Annotated in this window: 17 protein-coding genes; 8 read left to right on the top strand and 9 right to left on the bottom strand. The window is 66.9% G+C overall.

The genetic code is table 11. From position 1 onward, the window contains the following. Positions 1-2: 2 nt before the first annotated feature. The gene (locus ABD907_RS07795; protein ID WP_345215681.1) at positions 3-419 is read right to left on the bottom strand and encodes a DUF3151 domain-containing protein; all 417 of its coding nucleotides are present in this window, start codon (positions 417-419) and stop codon (positions 3-5) included. A gap of 76 nt (positions 420-495) precedes the next feature. Between ABD907_RS07795 and ABD907_RS07790 the strand changes: the two genes are divergently transcribed. After that, positions 496-1,593, top strand: a complete 1,098-nt coding sequence (locus tag ABD907_RS07790; RefSeq protein ID WP_425555723.1) for a 4-hydroxy-3-methylbut-2-enyl diphosphate reductase — start codon at positions 496-498, stop codon at positions 1,591-1,593. Positions 1,594-1,652: 59 nt separating this feature from the next. On the opposite strand, the gene ABD907_RS07785 is transcribed toward ABD907_RS07790, so the two are convergent. From ABD907_RS07785 to ABD907_RS07775, 3 genes are all read right to left on the bottom strand, one after another. Further along, complete coding sequence (locus ABD907_RS07785; protein ID WP_345215680.1) at positions 1,653-3,344, bottom strand: DUF885 domain-containing protein; 1,692 nt, start codon at positions 3,342-3,344, stop codon at positions 1,653-1,655. A gap of 103 nt (positions 3,345-3,447) precedes the next feature. Next, positions 3,448-3,612 carry a hypothetical protein gene (locus tag ABD907_RS07780; protein ID WP_345215679.1) on the bottom strand — a complete coding sequence of 55 codons (165 nt, stop codon included), beginning with the start codon at positions 3,610-3,612 and terminating at the stop codon, positions 3,448-3,450. A gap of 141 nt (positions 3,613-3,753) precedes the next feature. After that, positions 3,754-4,953 (bottom strand): DNA recombination protein RmuC, encoded by a 1,200-nt coding sequence (locus tag ABD907_RS07775; protein WP_345215678.1) that lies wholly within the window; start codon positions 4,951-4,953, stop codon positions 3,754-3,756. A gap of 199 nt (positions 4,954-5,152) precedes the next feature. On the opposite strand from ABD907_RS07775, the gene ychF reads away from it, so the two are divergent. From ychF to ABD907_RS07760, 3 genes are all read left to right on the top strand, one after another. Then, the gene (gene ychF / locus ABD907_RS07770; protein WP_345215677.1) at positions 5,153-6,256 is read left to right on the top strand and encodes a redox-regulated ATPase YchF; all 1,104 of its coding nucleotides are present in this window, start codon (positions 5,153-5,155) and stop codon (positions 6,254-6,256) included. A gap of 47 nt (positions 6,257-6,303) precedes the next feature. Beyond that, on the top strand, positions 6,304-7,107 hold the full coding sequence (locus tag ABD907_RS07765) for a hypothetical protein (RefSeq protein WP_345215676.1): 804 nt from the start codon (positions 6,304-6,306) through the stop codon (positions 7,105-7,107). Between the two features lie 211 nt (positions 7,108-7,318). Beyond that, positions 7,319-8,065 carry a hypothetical protein gene (locus ABD907_RS07760; protein WP_345215675.1) on the top strand — a complete coding sequence of 249 codons (747 nt, stop codon included), beginning with the start codon at positions 7,319-7,321 and terminating at the stop codon, positions 8,063-8,065. Here ABD907_RS07760 and ABD907_RS07755 read toward each other — a convergent pair. Together ABD907_RS07755 and ABD907_RS07750 are read right to left on the bottom strand one after the other, a co-directional pair. After that, positions 8,048-9,211 (bottom strand): hypothetical protein, encoded by a 1,164-nt coding sequence (locus tag ABD907_RS07755; RefSeq protein WP_345215674.1) that lies wholly within the window; start codon positions 9,209-9,211, stop codon positions 8,048-8,050. The two genes, ABD907_RS07760 and ABD907_RS07755, sit on opposite strands and share 18 nt — an antisense overlap. Further along, a complete protein-coding gene (locus ABD907_RS07750) occupies positions 9,208-10,035 on the bottom strand; it encodes a serine/threonine-protein kinase (protein WP_345215673.1) in 828 nt (275 codons plus the stop codon). Before ABD907_RS07750 ends, ABD907_RS07755 begins: the two co-directional genes overlap by 4 nt. A 401-nt stretch (positions 10,036-10,436) precedes the next feature. Between ABD907_RS07750 and ABD907_RS07745 the strand changes: the two genes are divergently transcribed. The 4 genes from ABD907_RS07745 to ABD907_RS07730 all read left to right on the top strand — a co-directional run bounded on the left by ABD907_RS07745 (position 10,437) and on the right by ABD907_RS07730 (position 13,935). Next, positions 10,437-10,724, top strand: coding sequence for a helix-turn-helix domain-containing protein (locus ABD907_RS07745; protein ID WP_345215672.1), 288 nt, complete (start codon positions 10,437-10,439; stop codon positions 10,722-10,724). Continuing rightward, positions 10,721-11,017: a hypothetical protein gene (locus ABD907_RS07740; RefSeq protein ID WP_345215671.1), complete on the top strand. Its 297-nt coding sequence runs from the start codon at positions 10,721-10,723 to the stop codon at positions 11,015-11,017. The genes ABD907_RS07745 and ABD907_RS07740 overlap by 4 nt, the downstream gene beginning before the upstream one ends. Next, positions 11,007-12,284, top strand: coding sequence for an AlbA family DNA-binding domain-containing protein (locus tag ABD907_RS07735; protein WP_345215670.1), 1,278 nt, complete (start codon positions 11,007-11,009; stop codon positions 12,282-12,284). Before ABD907_RS07740 ends, ABD907_RS07735 begins: the two co-directional genes overlap by 11 nt. Positions 12,285-12,447: 163 nt before the next feature. Further along, positions 12,448-13,935: an ApeA N-terminal domain 1-containing protein gene (locus ABD907_RS07730; protein WP_345215669.1), complete on the top strand. Its 1,488-nt coding sequence runs from the start codon at positions 12,448-12,450 to the stop codon at positions 13,933-13,935. Between the two features lie 166 nt (positions 13,936-14,101). On the opposite strand, the gene ABD907_RS07725 is transcribed toward ABD907_RS07730, so the two are convergent. The 3 genes from ABD907_RS07725 to ABD907_RS07715 all read right to left on the bottom strand — a co-directional run bounded on the left by ABD907_RS07725 (position 14,102) and on the right by ABD907_RS07715 (position 18,351). Next, positions 14,102-14,659 (bottom strand): dihydrofolate reductase family protein, encoded by a 558-nt coding sequence (locus tag ABD907_RS07725; RefSeq protein WP_345215668.1) that lies wholly within the window; start codon positions 14,657-14,659, stop codon positions 14,102-14,104. A gap of 107 nt (positions 14,660-14,766) precedes the next feature. Beyond that, positions 14,767-15,978 (bottom strand): N(5)-(carboxyethyl)ornithine synthase, encoded by a 1,212-nt coding sequence (locus ABD907_RS07720; protein ID WP_425555721.1) that lies wholly within the window; start codon positions 15,976-15,978, stop codon positions 14,767-14,769. Positions 15,979-16,110: 132 nt separating this feature from the next. Further along, on the bottom strand, positions 16,111-18,351 hold the full coding sequence (locus ABD907_RS07715; protein ID WP_345215667.1) for an ATP-binding cassette domain-containing protein: 2,241 nt from the start codon (positions 18,349-18,351) through the stop codon (positions 16,111-16,113). Positions 18,352-18,402 lie beyond the last annotated feature (51 nt).

Raw genomic sequence — 18,402 nt, 5'->3', positions numbered from 1 at the left:
GGCTAGGACAGGCCGAGGACCTCGCGGGCCTGCGGGTCGGAGTCGTCGAGCAGTGCCAGGCAGCGGGCGTGCTCCTCCTCCTCGCCGATGGCGGCGGCGGCCTCGGCGAGGGCGTGCACCGACAGCAGAAAGCCCTGGTTGGGCACGTGCGAGGCGGGGACGGGACCGGCACCGCGCCACCCGGCCTTGCGCAACGCGTCCAGGCCGCGGTGGTAGCCGGTGCGGGCGAACGCGTATGCCGCGACGGCGTCGCCGGCGTCGAGCGCCTCGCGGGCGAGCCGGGCCCACGCGAGCGAGGTGGCGGGGTTCCGGGCGGCGACGGCCCGCGGGTCCTCGCCGTCGTCGAGGGCGGTGCGGGCGGGACTGTCCAGCTCCGCGGGCAGCAGGGTCGGTTCGGGCTCGAGCAGGTTGCGCGTCATGTCGGCATCGTCGCACGCATGTGCCACGCGCCACGTCTCCTCGCACCAGTTCGCGGCCCGCACGTACCCTTGCCGGGTGACATCGACGCAGGCAAACGAGACGACCGGGACGGCTGCCGCACCCGTGTCGCTGGCAGGCGCCTCCGCGTTCCCGGACGCGGTGGAGTCCACGCCGTCGCGGGACGGCAAGCGGATCCTTCTGGCCGCGCCGCGCGGGTACTGCGCCGGCGTGGACCGGGCCGTGGACGCCGTCGAGAAGGCGCTCGAGCTGTACGGGGCGCCGGTCTACGTCCGCAAGGAGATCGTCCACAACAAGTTCGTCGTCGAGACGCTCTCGAAGCGCGGCGCGATCTTCGTCTCCGAGGCCGACGAGGTGCCCGAGGGGGCCCGGGTCGTGTTCTCCGCCCACGGCGTCTCGCCGGCCGTCCACGCCCAGGCCGCCGCCCGGAACCTCGCCACCATCGACGCGACCTGCCCGCTGGTCACCAAGGTCCACAAGGAAGCGGTCCGCTTCGCCGGCGACGAGTACGACATCCTCCTCATCGGGCACGACGGCCACGAGGAGGTCGAGGGCACCCACGGCGAGGCGCCGGACCACATCCAGGTGGTCAATGGCCCGCACGAGGTGGACAAGGTCGAGGTCCGTGACCCCGACAAGGTCATCTGGCTCTCCCAGACCACCCTGTCGGTGGACGAGACCATGCAGACCGTGCGGCGGCTGCGCGAGCGGTTCCCGAACCTGCAGGACCCGCCCAGCGACGACATCTGCTACGCCACCCAGAACCGTCAGGTCGCCGTCAAGGAGTTCGCGCCGGACTCCGACGTCGTCATCGTGGTGGGGTCGGCGAACTCCTCGAACTCCGTCCGACTGGTCGAGGTCGCGCTCGACGCCGGTGCCGGGGCCTCGTACCGCGTGGACACGTCCGACGAGATCGACCCCGCCTGGCTCGAGGGCGCGACGACCGTGGGTCTCACCTCCGGTGCCTCCGTGCCGGAGATCCTGGTCCGCGAGGTGATCGACCGGCTCAAAGAGCTCGGCTTCACCGGCGTCGAGGAGGTCCGCACCGCCACGGAGGACATCCTGTTCTCGCTGCCGAAGAACCTGCGCGCGGACCTGAAGGCCGCGGGCCAGCAGGTCGACCACCCGCGTCGTCAGCGCGCCGCCAGGGCCTGAGCCTCGGCTGGCCGCCAGGGCCTGAGCCTCGTCTGCCGGACCGAGCTCGGGCGCCGGCGTCAGAGCCGGGACAGCTCGGTCTCCAGATCGTCGAGCCCCAGCGCGCCCAGCGACAGGGCGGCCATGTGCCAGGTCTTGAGGTCGAACGGCTCGCCCCGTTCCTCGTGCGCGGCCCTGGCCGCTGCGCGGCCGGCGAGCCACGCCCGCTCGCCGAGCTTGTAGCTGATCGCCTGACCGGGCCAACCGAGGTAGCGCACGATCTCCGACTCGAGGAAGTCCCGTGGGCGCCCGGAATGCGCGCGAAAGAACTCCAGGGCCAGCTCGGGGGTCCACGTCTGGCCCGGTGCCAGCGGTGAGTCGTCCGGAACGCTGAGGCCCAGGTGCATGCCGAGATCGATCACCACCCGGACGGCCCGCATCATCTGCCCGTCCAGGTAGCCCATCCGCTCCTCGGCGTCGAGATACCCGAGCTCGTCCATGAACCGCTCGGCATACAGGGCCCACCCCTCGGTGGCGCCGGCGGAGGAGCCGATCGTCGTCTGGTAGATCGAGAGCTGCGGGGCGACGTGCACCCACTGGGCCAGCTGGAGGTGATGACCCGGGACACCCTCGTGGTACCACGTGCTGACGAGGTCGTAGACCGGGAAGGTGGTCCGCCCCAGCGTGGGCAGCCACGTGCGGCCGGGCCGGGCGAAGTCGATGGAGGGCCGGGTGTAGTACGGGGCGGCCGCGCTGCCCGGTGGGGCGATCATGGCCTCGACCGTCTTGATCGGCTCGGCGATGTCGAAATGCGTGCCGTCGAGCTCACCGATGGCGCGGTCCATCATGTCCTGCAGCCAGGCTCGGACCTCGTCCACGCCCTCGACGCGACGGCCCGACTCGTCGAGGTGACGCATCGCCTCGACCGGGGTGGCACCGGGCAGCAGCTGCTCGGCGAGCCCACGCATCTCGGCGTCGATCCGGCGGTACTCGGCCCAGCCCCAGGCATAGATCTCTTCCGGATCGATCGAGGCACCCATCCAGCGTCGGGCGTTGAGGAGGTAGCGGTCGGCACCCACCGCCTCCGGGGTGCCCTCGGCGGCCGGCAGGTAGGTGGCGCGCAGATACTCCCGAAGGTCCGCGACGGCGCTCGCGGCGGTGTCGGCGGCGTCGGTGAGCTCGGCCCGCAGGTCCTCAGGACCGGCGCTGACGAAGTCGTGGAACCAGGTGCTGCCCGCTCCGGCGTCGACCCACTCGTCGAGCTGGTCGACGAGGGTCTCCACCTGGCGGGGCGCGGCGAAGAGGCTGCGCCGTCGCCCCTCCTCGAGCGAGTCGACGTAGGAGGTGTACGCGTCGGGGAACCGGGCCATCCGGCGCGCGATGCAGGCCCAGTCGTCGTGGGTCGAGGTAGGCATGAGGAGGAACAGTGAGCGGGCGCCGTGCGCGGGGGAGCCGATGTTCCGCACGGCGCGCAGGTGCTCCCCGGCCGCCGATGCCTCGAGCTCGATGCCGAGCCGATCCCGCAGCAGGGCTGCGCACCGGCGCTCCGTCTCGTCGAGACCCTGCGGTCCGGCCGCCGCCTCGAGGCCGTCGAGATCGGTCAGGACGCGGCGCGCGAGGTCGTCGTGCGCCTGCTGCGCCACGGGGGAGTTGTCCGGCATCCGGTCGTCGTGCGGGCGAAGCCCGAGCGCGGTGGCGATGCCGGGATCGAGGTCGGCGAGGTCGTGGACGTAGGCGTCGGCGAGCTGGCGGGGCGTCGAGGCATGGGGCATACACCCATGCTCGCGCAGGAAGACGCTGTCTGTGGGTGGGTGTCCGCGGTGGGACTCACCAGCCGGCGACCGCTGGGCGCGACCGGTCCGTTGCGCTCAGCTCTCAGTTGTCGGTGTCAGCGCGTGCCAGCCGGTCCCAGTACTTCCGCTCCGCCTCCACGAGCTCACGGGCCGCCGCCCGCTCCGCCGTGCGGTGCCCGGCCATGGTTGTGTCTGCGACTGCTTCGTTCTCGACGACACACAAGGTCGCCGTGTCGTGCTCCGGCATGCCACCACCCTTCGTCTACACAGGACAACGACCATCGGTCCCTGCGTGTTTCATCCGATCGCAGAACGGGTGCCCGAAGGTCGCTCGCAGCGGCATATGACCCGCCGTTCGCGCCGCCGGCCCCGGCCCGGTGACGGCCGCCTACCCCGCGCGTTCGCGCAGCAACCCGTCCGACGGGCCGTCCCTGGTGACGAGCTCGGGCGCCGTGAAGGTGCGCACTTGGGCGTCGTCAGAAGACACGGGCTCGACGGCGATGTCGGACCCGCCGAGCGACTCCAGATCGCGGGCGGTCACGAGAAGGCGCTGCTCCATCGAGGCCACCGTCTTGTTGTAATGCTGGACGCTCGACCGCAAGGACCGTCCGAGCGAACCGAGGTGGCCTGCGACCACGCCGAGCCGGTCGTGCAGGGTGCGCCCGAGCTCGAGGAGCTCGTCCGCCTCGGCAGTGATCCGGTCGGTGGACCACACCGACGCGACCGTGCGCAGCAGCGCGAGCAGAGAGGCCGGCGCGGTCGGCGCGACCCCTTGGCGCAGGGCGTGCTCGAGGAGCGTCGGGTCAGCCTCCAGCGCGGCGGAGAGCAGACCTTCCGAAGGCACGAACATGATGACGAGCTCCGGCGCGCCCGGCAGCTGCTCGTGGTACGAGCGTTTCGCGAGCGCGTCCACGTGGCCGCGCAGCGCCTTCGCGTGGGCGGCGAGCAGCCGCTCACGACGTTCGGCGTCCTCACCGGCGGCCCGGTCACCGAGCGCGGCGGCCTCGAGGTAGGCGTCCATCGGCACCTTCGCGTCCACCGCGAGGAACCGTTCGCCGGGAAGGTGGACGACGACGTCGGGCCGGCCACCGGTGCCGCCAGAGCCGCCGGCACCGAGCGAACGCTGCTCCGTGAAGTCGATGTGCCGCATCATCCCCGACGCCTCCAGGACGCGCCGGAGCTCGACCTCGCCCCACTGGCCCCTCGCGGAGGTCGACCGCAGCGCCGACTCCAGCTGCGTCGTCGCCCGCTGGAGCTCCGCGTCCGTGCGGCGGGCGTGATGGAGCTGCTCCGTCAGGACGGCGAACTGCTGACCGCGCTCCTTCTCCAGCTCCGCGACGTGCTCGCCCACCTGGCTGAGCGCGGCCTGCACCGGCGCGAGCGCGCGCAGGACGTCCTGGTCCTGGCGTGCGCGGTCCTGGAGCTGGTCCACCTCCTCCGCGAGCCGTTCGGCGCGGGCCTGCGCCCCAGCGACGTCCGCCCGCAGCCGGGCGGCGCCGGCGCCTCCGCGCACGAGCGCGACGGTGTACCCCAGCGTTGCCCCCACGAGCAGGGCCACCACGAGGGCCAGGACTGTTGTCGTCTCCATGCCTCGTACCGTGCCAGCGGCCACCCACACCGCCCTTCCGACACGGCGACGACCCCGCAGGTCGGCCGAGGCGTCACGTCGGCGTCCTGGGAGCAACAACCACAGCGCGACGTCACCGCCGCCCGATGGAGCTCACCGGACCGGCGGACAGCCGGCGCGAGGCCGACTTCGCCGTCGGACAGCCGTAGACTCCCCCCACGTGGCACTTACTATCGGGATCGTCGGCCTGCCCAACGTCGGCAAGTCCACCCTCTTCAACGCCCTGACCCGCGCGACCGTCGTCGCCGAGAACTATCCGTTCGCGACGATCGAGCCCAACGTGGGCGTCGTGCCGTTGCCGGACCCCCGGCTGGGGACGCTCACCGAGATGTTCGACGCGGAGAAGACCATCCCCGCAACGGTCTCGTTCGTCGACATCGCCGGCATCGTCAAGGGCGCCTCGGAGGGGGAGGGGCTGGGCAACCAGTTCCTCGCCAACATCCGCGAGGCCGACGCCATCTGCCAGGTCACGCGCGCCTTCGCCGACCCCGACGTCGTCCACGTCAACGGCGCCGTCGACCCCAAGGACGACATCGAGACGGTCGCCACCGAGCTCGTGCTGGCCGACCTCCAGACGCTCGAGAAGGCCATCCCGCGCCTGGAGAAGGAGGTGCGGGGCAAGAAGACGGAGCCGCAGGTCCTGGAGACCGCCAAGGGCGCGCTCGCCGTGCTCGAGCAGGGGACACTGCTGACCGTCGGAGCCAAGAAGGCCGGGCTCGACCCGGAGATCGTCGCCTCCTTCCAGCTCATGACGTCCAAGCCGTTCATCTACGTCTTCAACGTCGACGACGCCGGGCTGGCGGACGAGACGATGCAGGCCGAGCTGCGTGAGCTCGTCGCGCCGGCCGAGGCGATCTTCCTCGACGCGAAGTTCGAGTCCGAGCTCGTCGAGCTCGAGCCGGACGAGGCCGCCGAGATGCTCGCCGAGTCCGGCCAGCCTGAGTCCGGCCTCGACCAGCTCGCCACGGTCGGGTTCCGCACCCTGGGGCTGCAGACCTTCCTGACCGCCGGCCCCAAGGAGGCCCGCGCCTGGACCATCGGTCAGGGCTGGACGGCGCCGCAGGCCGCCGGCGTGATCCACACGGACTTCCAGAAGGGCTTCATCAAGGCGGAGATCATCTCCTTCGACGACCTGGTCGAGCTGGGATCGATCCAGGAGGCCCGCGGCAAGGGCAAGATGCGCATGGAGGGCAAGGACTACGTCATGCGCGACGGCGACGTGGTCGAGTTCCGTAGCGGATTAACCGCAGGGGGTAAGAAGTGAGTGAGTTTGGTCCTCTTGATGACGGCGACTCCGTTGGCCCTACTACGTTGACCGATCAGACAGCACCCGCCCCCCTTGAAGAGAGAATACTCAGCCTCCTTCCTAACGACGGCAAAACCCGCCCGAACCAAGAGTTGATGGCTACTCTCGACCTGATCGGGGATGAAGGCAAGGAACTCTTCTGGCAGGCACGCGACCGGCTCGTAGAGGACGGGAAGGCTGTACGAGGACGTGGTCGGGGCGGCTCCACTGGCAGAGTCATTGTCGACGATTCCGACCTGCCAGAGGCTGGGGCGGGGGACAACGCTCAGGAGCTCGGGCGGCAGTCCGAAGAAGACCTCTACGAGCCGCTTCTCAAGGTTCTCGTCGGCGACTGGCAGTCCGACAAAGGCTTCGAATATCTCGCTGTTGAAGACACGTCCCGCGCTGGCAGACGCCACACGGGTGGCAAATGGACCCGTCCGGATTTGGTGGGCGTCGAGGTCCAGGTGTTCACCTACTTGCCAGTGAAGACGCTGTCAGTGCATACGTTCGAAGTGAAGCCGGCTGACATGATTGACGTGACGGCTGTGTACGAAGCGCTTGCCCATCGTCGCGCTGCAACCCATTCATACGTCCTTCTACACGTTCCCGACAGCGAGAGCCCACCAGCTGCGCTTGAAGCGGTGATCCATGAGGCGCGCCGTCACGGCATCGGCGTAGTCGTGTTTTCGGAACCATCCGACTACGCAACGTGGGACGAACGCGTTGTGGCGGATCGTGTTGAGCCTGAGCCGTCGGCACTTAATGAGTTCATGCGAGTTCAGTTGCCTGACTCTGCGCAGGGCCGAATTGAGAAGGCTGTCAGATGATCTACTGCATCGTCGTCGAATTCCGTAGCGAATTGACCTCAGGCGGCAGAAGTGATCATCGCTCGTTCGCGTGTTGAAGGTATGGGCCGGGTGGAGCATGGTGCTATTGGCAGAGGGGGCCAGGTTGCGGCGAGTCGCGCCCCCCGAGCCGTCAAGTTGACTTGTGATGTGAGCCCGTTGGAGCGGAAGGGCCTCGACTCTAGTGACACTCATGGCAGGATCAGATCAGCGGCACCTACCTGTGCGTAGTGTCCGCGTTCTGTCCCCGGTTTCCTCACTTGCCGGTCAACGATTCGAACCGCGCGCCGAGCTCTCGCTGCACGGTCTCGCCGAGCTTGCCGCGTCGACGCTGCCCGGTGTTCCTGAGGACGTCCTCCTTATCCCCGAAATGCCGAGTCCTCTCGGGCTACCTGACTTCGTCGCACTGGCGGGCGGTCAGACCTGGTTGCGGGAACGGCGCGAGACGGGGATCCCGCCAATCCTCGCAGAAGCCGACTGCACGGTGCTGGCCGCACTGCATGCTGCTCGGCCCTTTTCCTCGGCGACTATCGCACAGCGGATCGGATGGACGTGCGCAGAGGTCGATGTGGTGATCGCACGCCTCGGGAAAGTTGACGCGGTACTGACCACCGCCCGTGGGGCGCATCGGATTAATTCTGCGATGGTTCCCAGCGGGTCTCTCATCGCCCTAGAGGCGAAGGTGAAGGACTGGCAGAAGGCGATTCTCCAGGGGCGGGCCTACCGCACCTGGGCTAATAACTACGTTGTTATTCTCGGCCAAGTGGGCGATCTTGCGGCTAAGCGCGCACGTGAAGGCGTGGTCTCCGACGGGGCGGGCCTCTACTCGGCTTCGGGCTGGGTGGTGCGCCCGCGCGCGCGCAGGCCAGCACCGGCCAAACGACTTCGTGGCTTCGAGTACGCGTTTGCTGCCGTTGTTTCGTCAGCGCCAGCCTTCTGAAGCGGCGAACTGGTCGAGCCCTTCAAGGAAAGGTCGGATCCAGCGCTTCCGCCCGATCTTCACTCCGGTGACCTGCGCGACCTCCGGCCACTCCGATGCCGCATCGACATAGTGTTTTCTGAGTACTTTGACACGGTCCTCACCCGACAGCAGGTTCAATTCGGTGACCAGCGACGTCAGCACCGTTGCATGGTGCCTGAACGCATGCTCCGGTTTGGAGCCGATAGTCCCGGGCGTGAGGCGAGAGGCCAGCGATTGTCGCTCGGACGCGAGCACGCCGTGCTGCTTCTGCGTAAGCCCGCCCAAGAGACCCCTGAGCGTTGGGCGCTGGTACCAGCCGCCTCCATCGTTCTCGCTGGTGTCTTCGCGCTCCTCGAAGTCCTGATACGCACAAATCCGCTGACGCATGTCCCAACCGGTGCCGATCGCCTCGGCGCCGGCGGCCACCGCGGGCAGCGCGGCCAGATCGCCGAATGCCACTCGCACAGGCTTGTCCTGGCTGAGCGCGAACGTAGTCCGCATGAGTCCGGCTACTTCCTCAGGCGTCGATGTAGGAGGCATCGAGTTGTCCTGGCGGGTGACGACCAGGAGCCAGCCGGCGGGCTCGAGCTGGTCCAGCGCGCCGATGTGCGCGTCCAGTTCTGCTCCGGAACTCCAGAACTGCGGGTCACCCGCCACCGTGAGCCACGTCGACGAGTCCGCCGAGACTGCCTCCTGGCTAAGTTCGAGAGCTCTCTGGCTCGCCATCGAGTCGGGGTTTGACACGAGCTTCGTCGGCGCAAGGAGCGGGCTCGAAAGACTCGTCTGGATCTCGTACACGCGATCGACATGGGCTCGCATCGCCTCACGAGTGGAGAGATCGCCGCGTCCTCGTTCCTTGTCCCATAGTCCCCAGGCGTCGTAGTAGCGAAAGTCTCCCGCACGAGGCATGTCGAGCGCATAGGTCATCGGATCGAACCAGAACTCGCCACCTGCCTCACGGATAAGCTTGGACGTGTCCAATGCGGACCGCTTGTATCCGTTGCCGAGCAATGGTGACGTGAAAGGGGAGAGGTACGCGCCAGTCGCGTAACCATCCCGGATTGCTGTACTCGTCCACTTACTCAGTGTGTTGCGCGCCGTGTCGTTCACGAAGATGCCCATCATGCCCCCTCAAATGCGCGCTGAAGAGCGCTTCCATTGCGATACCTCCGCGCTGGCTGCGGGTGAAGGCCTCGCTCCACCACCGCGACGAATCCCTCCGGGAGATCAGGTCGGACATCCTGCAGAGCGGCGTGCTCTGCCGCGCGCAGTCGCCTCAAGTACTCGAAGTCGTCGCCCTTGTGGGGTATAGGTGGCTGCCCGGTGGCCGCCAAGTAGACCAGCGCGCAGCACCCGAATACGTCGGAGGCCGCCGTGGGCGCGCCCGAGAAGGCCTGGACGTGCTCAGGGGTCATGAATCCCGGCGTGCCAGGCTGCCCGCCGATGGTCAAGCCGCTCCGGAGGGTGTGCTTTGCGAACCCGGGATCCATCACGACGAACTTTCCGGAGGCGAGTCGCTGGACGTTTCCAGGGCTGAGGTCGCGGTGGATGACCTTTTGCGCGTGTAGAGCACCCAGTCCTGCGGCAACGTCGGTCCCCAGCGCGAGCAGGTGCTCGAGGGGCCAGCCGAAAGTGCTGTACCGAAGGTCCTGCCCGTCGAGGTAGTCTTCGAGCCAGAATACCGCCGCAGGCGGATCTCCCAAGAGCTCCAACTCGGAGCTGACCGAGACGACATTGGGGTGCTCGACGCTCTTAAGTAGGTCCACTTCCCGGCGCGCCCGTTCGAGCGCAGCTGGATCCGCGGCCAGGCCGAGGTCGATGAGCTTGAGCACGCTCTCGGCACCGTCTGGGTGCGTGACGACGTGGACCTGCTTCTGTCCGCCCTCTACGAGGGGGCGCAGGAGCTTGACGCCGAGGCGAACGCAGGCTTCATACGGGAGGTCGGTCATGTAGCAACCTTGACACGGTTTCCCTCGTTTACGAGGCACCTCTGTGAATGTGCATCGTCGACGGGCTGCAGGCGGGATGCGCTGGGGATGAGTGCTGTGCCCCTTCATCAACGGGAGTTCCGGTTCATCCTTTCGTAGAACTCCTTGCTGACCTGCGGTAACGCCTGTATCCGATGAGTTCTTTGGCCGTAATGTGACACTTGGGCAAAACCGTGGAGTAGAGGTTTGCGCTATATCCCTTGCGTACTGGATGGGAGCTCTGGAGGCTGCGAGAGTCTGTGGAGAGGTGCCGCCGCCAAGCATGTGGGCGAGGAAGTTTCGCCACGCCAGCCTGTGACTAATCCACACGCCATACCAGCGCAATGCGGCTACGCTGATCGCCAGAGCCGAGGAGGTGCGCGATGGCCGGCTACAAGATCGATCGCCAGATCACGGACTTCGGCGAGCACGTGCGCGGTTGGCGCATGGTGCTTGGCTTGACGGCGCAGCAGGTGGCCGAGCGCGCCGACATTACGCGCGACACCCTGCGCAAGATCGAGACCGGGTCCCCGAGCGTTAACTTCCGTAACGTCGCCCAGGTGCTCCGTGCACTCGGCGTGCTCGACCAGACCGTCGACGCGATCGACCCGCTCAACAGCGACATCGGCAGGTTGCGTGCCGGCAGCCTCACGAAAAAGCGCGCGCGATGACCGCCGTCGAGGTCTTCGTCGACGAGGCGGGCTCTGCTCGTCTGGTCGGTCAGTCGCACTTCACCCGGACGCGCAGCGAAATCTCCACGACGTTCCTCTACGAGCCTGGCTACCTCGCCGATGGCGGCATGAGCATCGACCCCGTGCTTCTCCTGGTGTCCGGCTCGGAGCACCAGCCTGGGCTCGTCAGAGCCTTCGCGAGGGAGGTGGAAATCAGCCTCTTGCCGGTTCGAGAAGTAGGGAAGAGGTCTCGCCGTGGAGAAGGTATAGGAGTCTGTTCCCATGCTGAATGACGACGAGCTCGCCGCGCTCATCGAAGTCGGTGTGGAGTCGCGAAGTATCGAGTTCAAGGGCCCGGGCTCTACTTCTTCGTCCGAGTTCGTCGCGCTAGTAGCCAGAGCGTGCATAGCACTGGCCAACCAGCGGGATGGTGGTCACCTTGTCATCGGAGTAGTGGACGACGATCCCGGCGGAGCGCGGGGCGGGCTCAACGCGGCTCAGGTGGCTGAATGGCTAGACCACGACACTGTGGTCGCGAAGGTGAACAAGTACGCGGATCCGCCGCTTCAGCTTCAGCTCGCTCAACGGCACCTTCCGAACGAACTGCCAGCGGTCGTGATCGAGGTTGCGGAGTTCGCTGAGATCCCGATTCTGAGCGCCAAGGATTTCAGCGGCAAGATCGTGCGCGGGCAGCTCTATACGCGTTCCATGGCGAAGCCGGAGAGCTCGGCCAGCAATACCCAGAACGAGTTACGCGAAGTGCTAGCAATTGCCGCAGAAAAGCAGCTCCAGGCGTTCCTCAGAACCGCCCGCCACGCAGGGTTGGCGGTGGAGGCCCTCGGACAGAATGACAAAGACCAATTCAGTGCTGAGCGTACGGCCTTCCTACAAGAGCCCGTCACGTCGGCCGTCGCGGGCCAGCCTCGGATATTGGTGGCGATTCATCCAGAGTTCTATCAGGCCGACCGATTGGAATACGAAGGTCTGCCTAGTCTCGTGGGGAGCAACGCGGTGCGGCTTCGGGGCTGGCCGTTCCCGTTCGTTCAAAGAGTGGTGTTCGGTGATCGCTGGGTGGGCGAGGCGCAGACGGGAACGCATGCCGAGGCGTGGGGGCTGTATCAGTCGGGGCAGTTCATCGACATCCGCCCATTCCCGAGTGGCTATGGTCCCGATTGGGACGGGTTCGCAAACACGGATTCAGGAGGACCGTACCTGCCCGTGTGGTTCCCGGTCATGTTCATACTTGAGGCGATGGTGTTCGCTGCTCGGTTGCAGAAGGCCACGACGGGGACCGAGTCGCTCGTGGTGGAGTTCGCCGTCGAGGGAGCCCAGGGGTGGGAGCTGGTTGTGGCGGATCAACGGCGGAGTGGCTTCCATGACTCTTATCGGATGAGTGGGCGTAGGTGGGCGCGGCAAATCGCGCTTGCGCCAGACTTGATCGACGACGATATAAAGAACCTAGCGGCGGAAGCCTCGCGCGATCTGCTTCTCCGGTTCGGCTGGATGGGCGTGACAACCGATCTCATCCATGGGGTACAGAACGACGTATTCCGGAGCTAGCTAGCCACCCAGGGGTGGCCCTCGATCAACGGGTATCGTGCCGCGACGAGACGCTGTTCAAGCCCCTCGCGTCCGCCGGGCGAATCACGATCGTCCGGAAGCTCGTCGGGCGCGGCAGGAAGATCCGGATCCTTGTGTGAGACCGGGACGAAGGAGCGCAGGCATGGTGACGAATGACCCGCTGATCCTCGATGAGGTTGGCGAATGGGCTGGCCTGTGGTGGCTGCCGGATGACCCTGACGAGCACGTCCCGGGAGTCCTCCGATACGACCCGGAGGGTGGCCTCTCGCTCTCATTGATCGGCGCGTTCGAAGACCGCATCACGTCCCACCCCGCGCCTGGCGTGACCGCGTTCCACGAGGGGAGTCGTGAATGGGATGTGATCCATGGGGCAGCCGAGCGGCGCGAGATCACTCTGCTCGGCTGCATCCCGAAAAGCAGCAAGAGGACACGCGGTGCGCGGGTGAAGAGCCCAGACAAGCAGATCGTGGCGGCGACGACCGCGATCATTGGCGCGCACGTCAGCGGGGAGGAGGACGCGGCGTTCTCCGCGGCCGAGGTCTCGGTCGAGGACCTCGGGTTCTGGGCGGCATCTTCCGTGTTCGAAGGCTTGCTCGGCGCTAAGGACGGAAAGTTCGACGGGACCGGGCACATCTCGGTGAAGCCGGTCGAGGCGCAGTCGGTCGTGGCCGATGGCACCGAGTACCGCCTCGCGCACACGCACACGCTGCCGTTCTTTGATCGCCGCAAGGGCGGGACCGCTGGACGCATGAGGGATACGGTCTCCATCCGAGTCGCCCCGCCCGAACCGTTCGCTCTGAGCGCCGCGCTGAAGGCGGCGAGCCTGATGCAGGACCTAATCGCACTGGCGACGCACCGCGCGGCAGGCGTGATCTGGCTCCGGTTGGAGGTGGCCGGAACCGAGTCGCTCCTGCCGAATGGTCAACCCCGGCCGCGCCGGCGCGCCGACGTGCTCTACTCGCCCGCCGCGCGCGGCAAGCCCGACGCGAAGGCCGTCGACCACCACCGCATGTTCTTCACCTGCGACTCACTACCGTTTGAGGAAGTCGTGCCCCGTTGGTGCGAGGCGCACGACCGCATGCAGGCAGCGACCAACATGATCCTCGGCCTGCGCTACGCGCCGGCGCGCTTCGTCGAGAACAATCTGCTGACGGCGGTGGGCGCTGCCGAAGTGCTGCACCGCGGCCTTGGAATCGACGCGAAGCCGTTCCCCAAGGCGAAGTTCAAGGCGATGCGTGAAGCGATGCTCGCGCAAGTCCCCGAGGAGCACCGAGACCGCTTCAAGAGGGAGATTCGCAACGACCCGACGCTCCGAGACCGCCTCCACGCCCTCGCCGCGCGCCCCGACCAGGAAGCGATCGCGCTGGTCATGCCCAACGTGGGCCACTGGGCGAGCAGGGCGACGAAGGCCCGCAACGACCTTGCGCACGAGGGCAGGACACCGAACCATTCCTTCGAGGAGCTAATTGCCATCGTCGAGGTGACCACGGCAGTCGTGATCCTCAACGTGCTGCACGAGCTCGGCCTGCCGGCTGAGCGGCAGCGAGAGATCGTGCAGGAGCACCCGCAGCTCAGAACGACGGCACGGACGGCCCACGAGTGGCTGGTGGCCCCCGATATAGGTCCTTGAGCGTACTCGAGTTCCGGTTCAACCTTTCGAAGAACTCACCGCTGGCCTGCCGAAACGCTCGAACGCGAGGAAAACCTTGTTGACATGCTGACAACCTGGGCAAACGGTGGATTTCAGATTCAATGTGTGATCCCAGAGATCACCAGCCTGGCACTGCCGCACTGGATCAGTGTGCGCGCCGGTAATGCATGGCGACTGCGCCGTTGTTCAGCGGTTCTGCGGAGACCAGCTCGAGCCGTCGCGTGCTGGGCAACCCCTTCTGGTACAGCGTCGGGCCGTGCCCGGCGATCCTCGGGTGGACCAGGAGCTTGTATTCGTCGATCAGGTCCAGACGATCCAGCTCAACCGCGAGGTTGCCGCTGCCGAGAAGCACGCCTTCCGGTGTCGCGTCCTTCAGGCGCTGCACGCTGGTGCGTAGGTCGCCCGCGAGATGGTGACTGTTGGTCCACGGGAAGTCCTTACGCGTGGACGACACGACGTACTTCGGCTTCACCTCCAACTTGGTTGCCCACTCGCGCATCGACGGCGGTGCGGCCTGCTCGCCGCTGGCAACGGCGGGCCAGTAACTCTCCATCATCTCGTAGGTGAGACGGCCCCACAGCATCGCCCCGCACGCGTCTATGAGCCGGGTGAAGGAAGCGTGCGTCTCATCATCGGCGATTCCCTCCTCGTGATCGACGCAGCCGTCCAAGGTGAGGTTGATGCTAAAAGTCAAGAGCCCCATACGGTGAGCGTACGGTCCCGAGCAGGTCCTGCATCAGGATTTCTCATACGCTCCAGCACGTTCCCGGATGGCCTCGATGGGCAGGCCCGCACCGAGCAGGCGACGCCTCAGGCAGTCCGCGCGTGCGGATGGGCCGGCTCGCGGTCTTGGAAGCTCAAAATGCTCTGGTTCTGGATCACGCCGTCGTCGATCTCGATCGCGCGGGAGAGGGTGAGATCCTTCGCCCACGCGGCCGGTCCTTCCATGACCGTGCGCAGGAACGGCAGGAGTGCCTGGCTGATCTCCCACGTTGCCGAGTTCCACAGGTACGACGGGCTGTGGCCGACGGCGTAGTAGTCCACCCCTTGACCGACCGTGAACATGGGCTCGTCGAACGTGGTGGGCCTCGCCCATTCGAAGCCCATCCCCTGGTCGCACGAGACGTCGATGATCAGGCTCCCGGGAGCGAAACGGTCCAGATCCTCGGTCCGCAGGTAAGTCAACGGTGCGGCCACGTCCTGAAGCGTGCAGTTGACGACGATGTCGTGCGATGCCAGGAACTCGGGGAGCAGTACGTCGCCGGCCGGGGTGGGGACCTTGCTGAGGTGGGCCGCGCCCTCGACGGTGTCGAGCTGGGTGATGTGTGCGGTGTGGATCGGCGAGCCGACTGCCGCGACACCACGTTGCGTGAGGACCTGGATGTCGTGGATCCCGAGCGCCTTGAGGGCGGTCACGGCACCCCGCGCCGTCGCGCCGAAGCCGATGACGACCGCGCTGAGTCGTGGCCCGTAGTCACCGGTCGAGCCGACCAGGCGCAATGCGTGCAGTACGGAGGAGTAGCCGGCCAGCTCGTTGTTCTTGTGGAACACGTGCAGGCTGAAGTCTCCGCGCTGGGTCCAGTGGTTCATCGCCTCGAAGGCGATCAGCGTGAGCCGACTGTCGATCGCCGTCTGCGTCATTGCCGCGTCCTGCACGCAGTGCGGCCACCCCCACAGCACGCGGCCCTCGGGAATCGCTGCCACGTCAGCCGCCTGCGGCTTGGGTAGCAGCAGCACGTCGGCGGCTTCGAGCACCTCGGAGCGTTCCGCGACCCGACCCACGCGCGATTCGAGGTAACCAGGTTCCAGCTGGAAGTCACGGCCATAACCACGCTCGATGATCATCCGTGCGCGCACATCGGGGTCGATCCGATCCAGGTGACGAGGATGTATCGGAAGTCGCCGTTCGTTCTCCATCGAAGAGCCGGCAAGCAGCCCGAGGGAGAGTAGATCGGCGCTCGGCAAGGAGCCGTTCGGCGGCACGGTCGGGACAGCAGCGGTGATGTGAGTGGCGTCGGACATCCAGATTCCCTTCGGGGAACCATGGTCAGCTCCTGCCGCGACTGTACGCTGCTCTCCCGCGAGACATGACCGAGGGCCTCGTCGCTGCGCGCATCCTCCCGCTCGATCGGTGCCTGACATGGGTCGCGGCGGTCATTCCCGCATCGTTGCGAGCGCTCTCCCCGTCGCGGTCGTAGCCGTGAGCTCCTCGACGGGGCCGGTGTAGAGGATCATGCCGCCGTGGCGACCGGGACCGGGGCCCATGTCGACGATCCAGTCTGCGCGTCGGATCACGTCGAGGTTGTGCTCGATCACGACGACGCTGTGTCCGTGGTCGATGAGGTCGTCGATCACAGCAAGGAGCGTGTCGATGTCACGCAGATGCAGCCCCGTCGTGGGTTCGTCGAGCACGTAGATGCTCGGCTCGTCGGCGTCTCGCAGCTCCTTGGCAATCTTCACTCGCTGGGCTTCGCCACCGGAGAGGGTGTTCAGAGGCTGCCCGAGGCGGAGATATCCGAGCCCCACCCGGTCGAGGTGGCGTAGCCGTCCCCGAATGGCGGCGTCGTCGAGTCGGACGAGTGCCTCGGCAATGGTGAGGTGCTCGACGTCGGCGATGGTGAGTCCGTCCACCGTGTGCGAGAGCGCCTCAGCGGTGAACTTCGTGCCCTGACATGTCGGGCAGATCGTCTCCTGCCCGTCCATGAAGGCCAAGTCCATGTAGAGAATGCCGAGGCCCTGGCAATCCGGGCAACCGCCTTGGGAGTTCGCGCTGAACAGGCTCTCCGAGGCCCCGGTCTGTCGGGCGAACAGCTTGCGCAGTGCGGTCGCGATGCCCGTGTAGGTGATCGGCGTGGAGCGACGATTTGCCGAGACCGGCCGTTGATCGACCACGATCGCGGGATGTTGCGCGGTGAGCTCGGTGACCAGACTCGACTTGCCCGATCCCGCCACCCCCGTCAGGACCGTCATCACCCCGAGGGGGAGCCGGACGGTCACGTTCTGAAGGTTGTTCCGTCGGGCGTCGGTCACCGAGACCCAGGTTCGGGGCGTGCGCGGCTCTCCAGCGGCGGGTCCGTGAGCGGTGAGCGCGCGGCCAGTGGGCGTGTCAGCGGCGAGGAGGTCGCCGTAGCCGCCCTGGAAGACGAGTCGACCGCCGTTCTCGCCGGCATCCGGACCGATCTCGATGATCTCGTCGGCCATCGCCATCAACGCCGGGTCGTGCTCGACGACCAGGACGGTGTTCCCCCGGTCGCGGAGCTGTTGCAGCAGGGCGACCATGGAGTCGACGTCATGCGCGTGCAGGCCGACGGTGGGCTCGTCGAAGACATACAGCATCTCGATGAGGCTGGATCCCAGGTGCTTGACCGCCTTGACGCGCTGGGACTCCCCGCCGGAGAGCGTCGTGGTGGCGCGGGCGAGGTGCAGGTAGCCGAGCCCGATCGTGATCATCGCATCCAGCCGTTCGCGCAGCGCGGCGACCACGGAGCCGATCTCGGCCCGGTCGGTTTTATCGATGACCTCCCGGAGCTCCGGAAGCTCCAGGCGACTCATCTGCCCGATGGTGTGCCCGCTGACCGTGGCGGTGCGAGACGCCTCGTTCAGCCTGTCACCCCGGCAGTCCGGGCACACCGATACGCGGGTGAACTCCTCGATCGTCCGGCGCTTGCGATCGGACAGGTCGTCAGAGGTGCGCAGGTAGATGCGCTCGAAACGCTCGACCACGCCCTCGTAGTCCGACGGCGGCTTGGTGCCGAGAACCGCGGCACGCTCACCGCCGTACAGGAGGGCGTCGCGCTCCTGCGCGGACCACTCGCGCAGCGGGGTGTCGGCATCGAAGGTGCCGATGTCGGCGTACTTGGAGTACCAGTAGCCGCCGTTGCCGAACCCGGGCAGCAGGATCGCGCCCTCAGCGAGGCTCCGGTCCGGGTCGAGGAACCTGTCGACCGCGGAGGTCACCACCTCCCCCAAGCCGGAGCACGCGGGGCACATCCCGGCTTGGTCGTTGAAGGAGAAGCAGTTGGACTCGCCGACGTGCGGCGTGCTCAGTCGCGAGAACAGCAGGCGCAGGTAGGTCCAGGTGTCGGTGATCGTGCCGACCGTGGAACGGGCGTTGCCGCCGAGACGGCGTTGGTCGGTCACGATCACCGGAGACAGGCCGTCGACGGAGCCGACGTCCGGTCGTGTCCACCTCGGCAGTCGGTTGCGGGTGAACGGCGGGAACGTCTCGTTCAGCTCGTGGCCTGCCTCGGCCGCGATCGTGTCGAAGACGAGGGAGGACTTCCCGGATCCGGAGACACCGGCGAACACCACAAGCTGATTGCGTCGGATGCTCAGGTCGAGGTGATCGAGGTTGTTCGTGCGCGCGTCCCGGATCTGGATCGTCTGCTCGGTCATGAAGTAGACGCTACGAGGCGATCGGGCCAGATCCTGGCCGTGATACTTCAC

Source organism: Georgenia halophila (assembly GCF_039541595.1).
The sequence above is the reverse complement of the archived record's forward strand: the minus strand, read 5'-3'. Positions and strand labels throughout refer to the sequence as shown.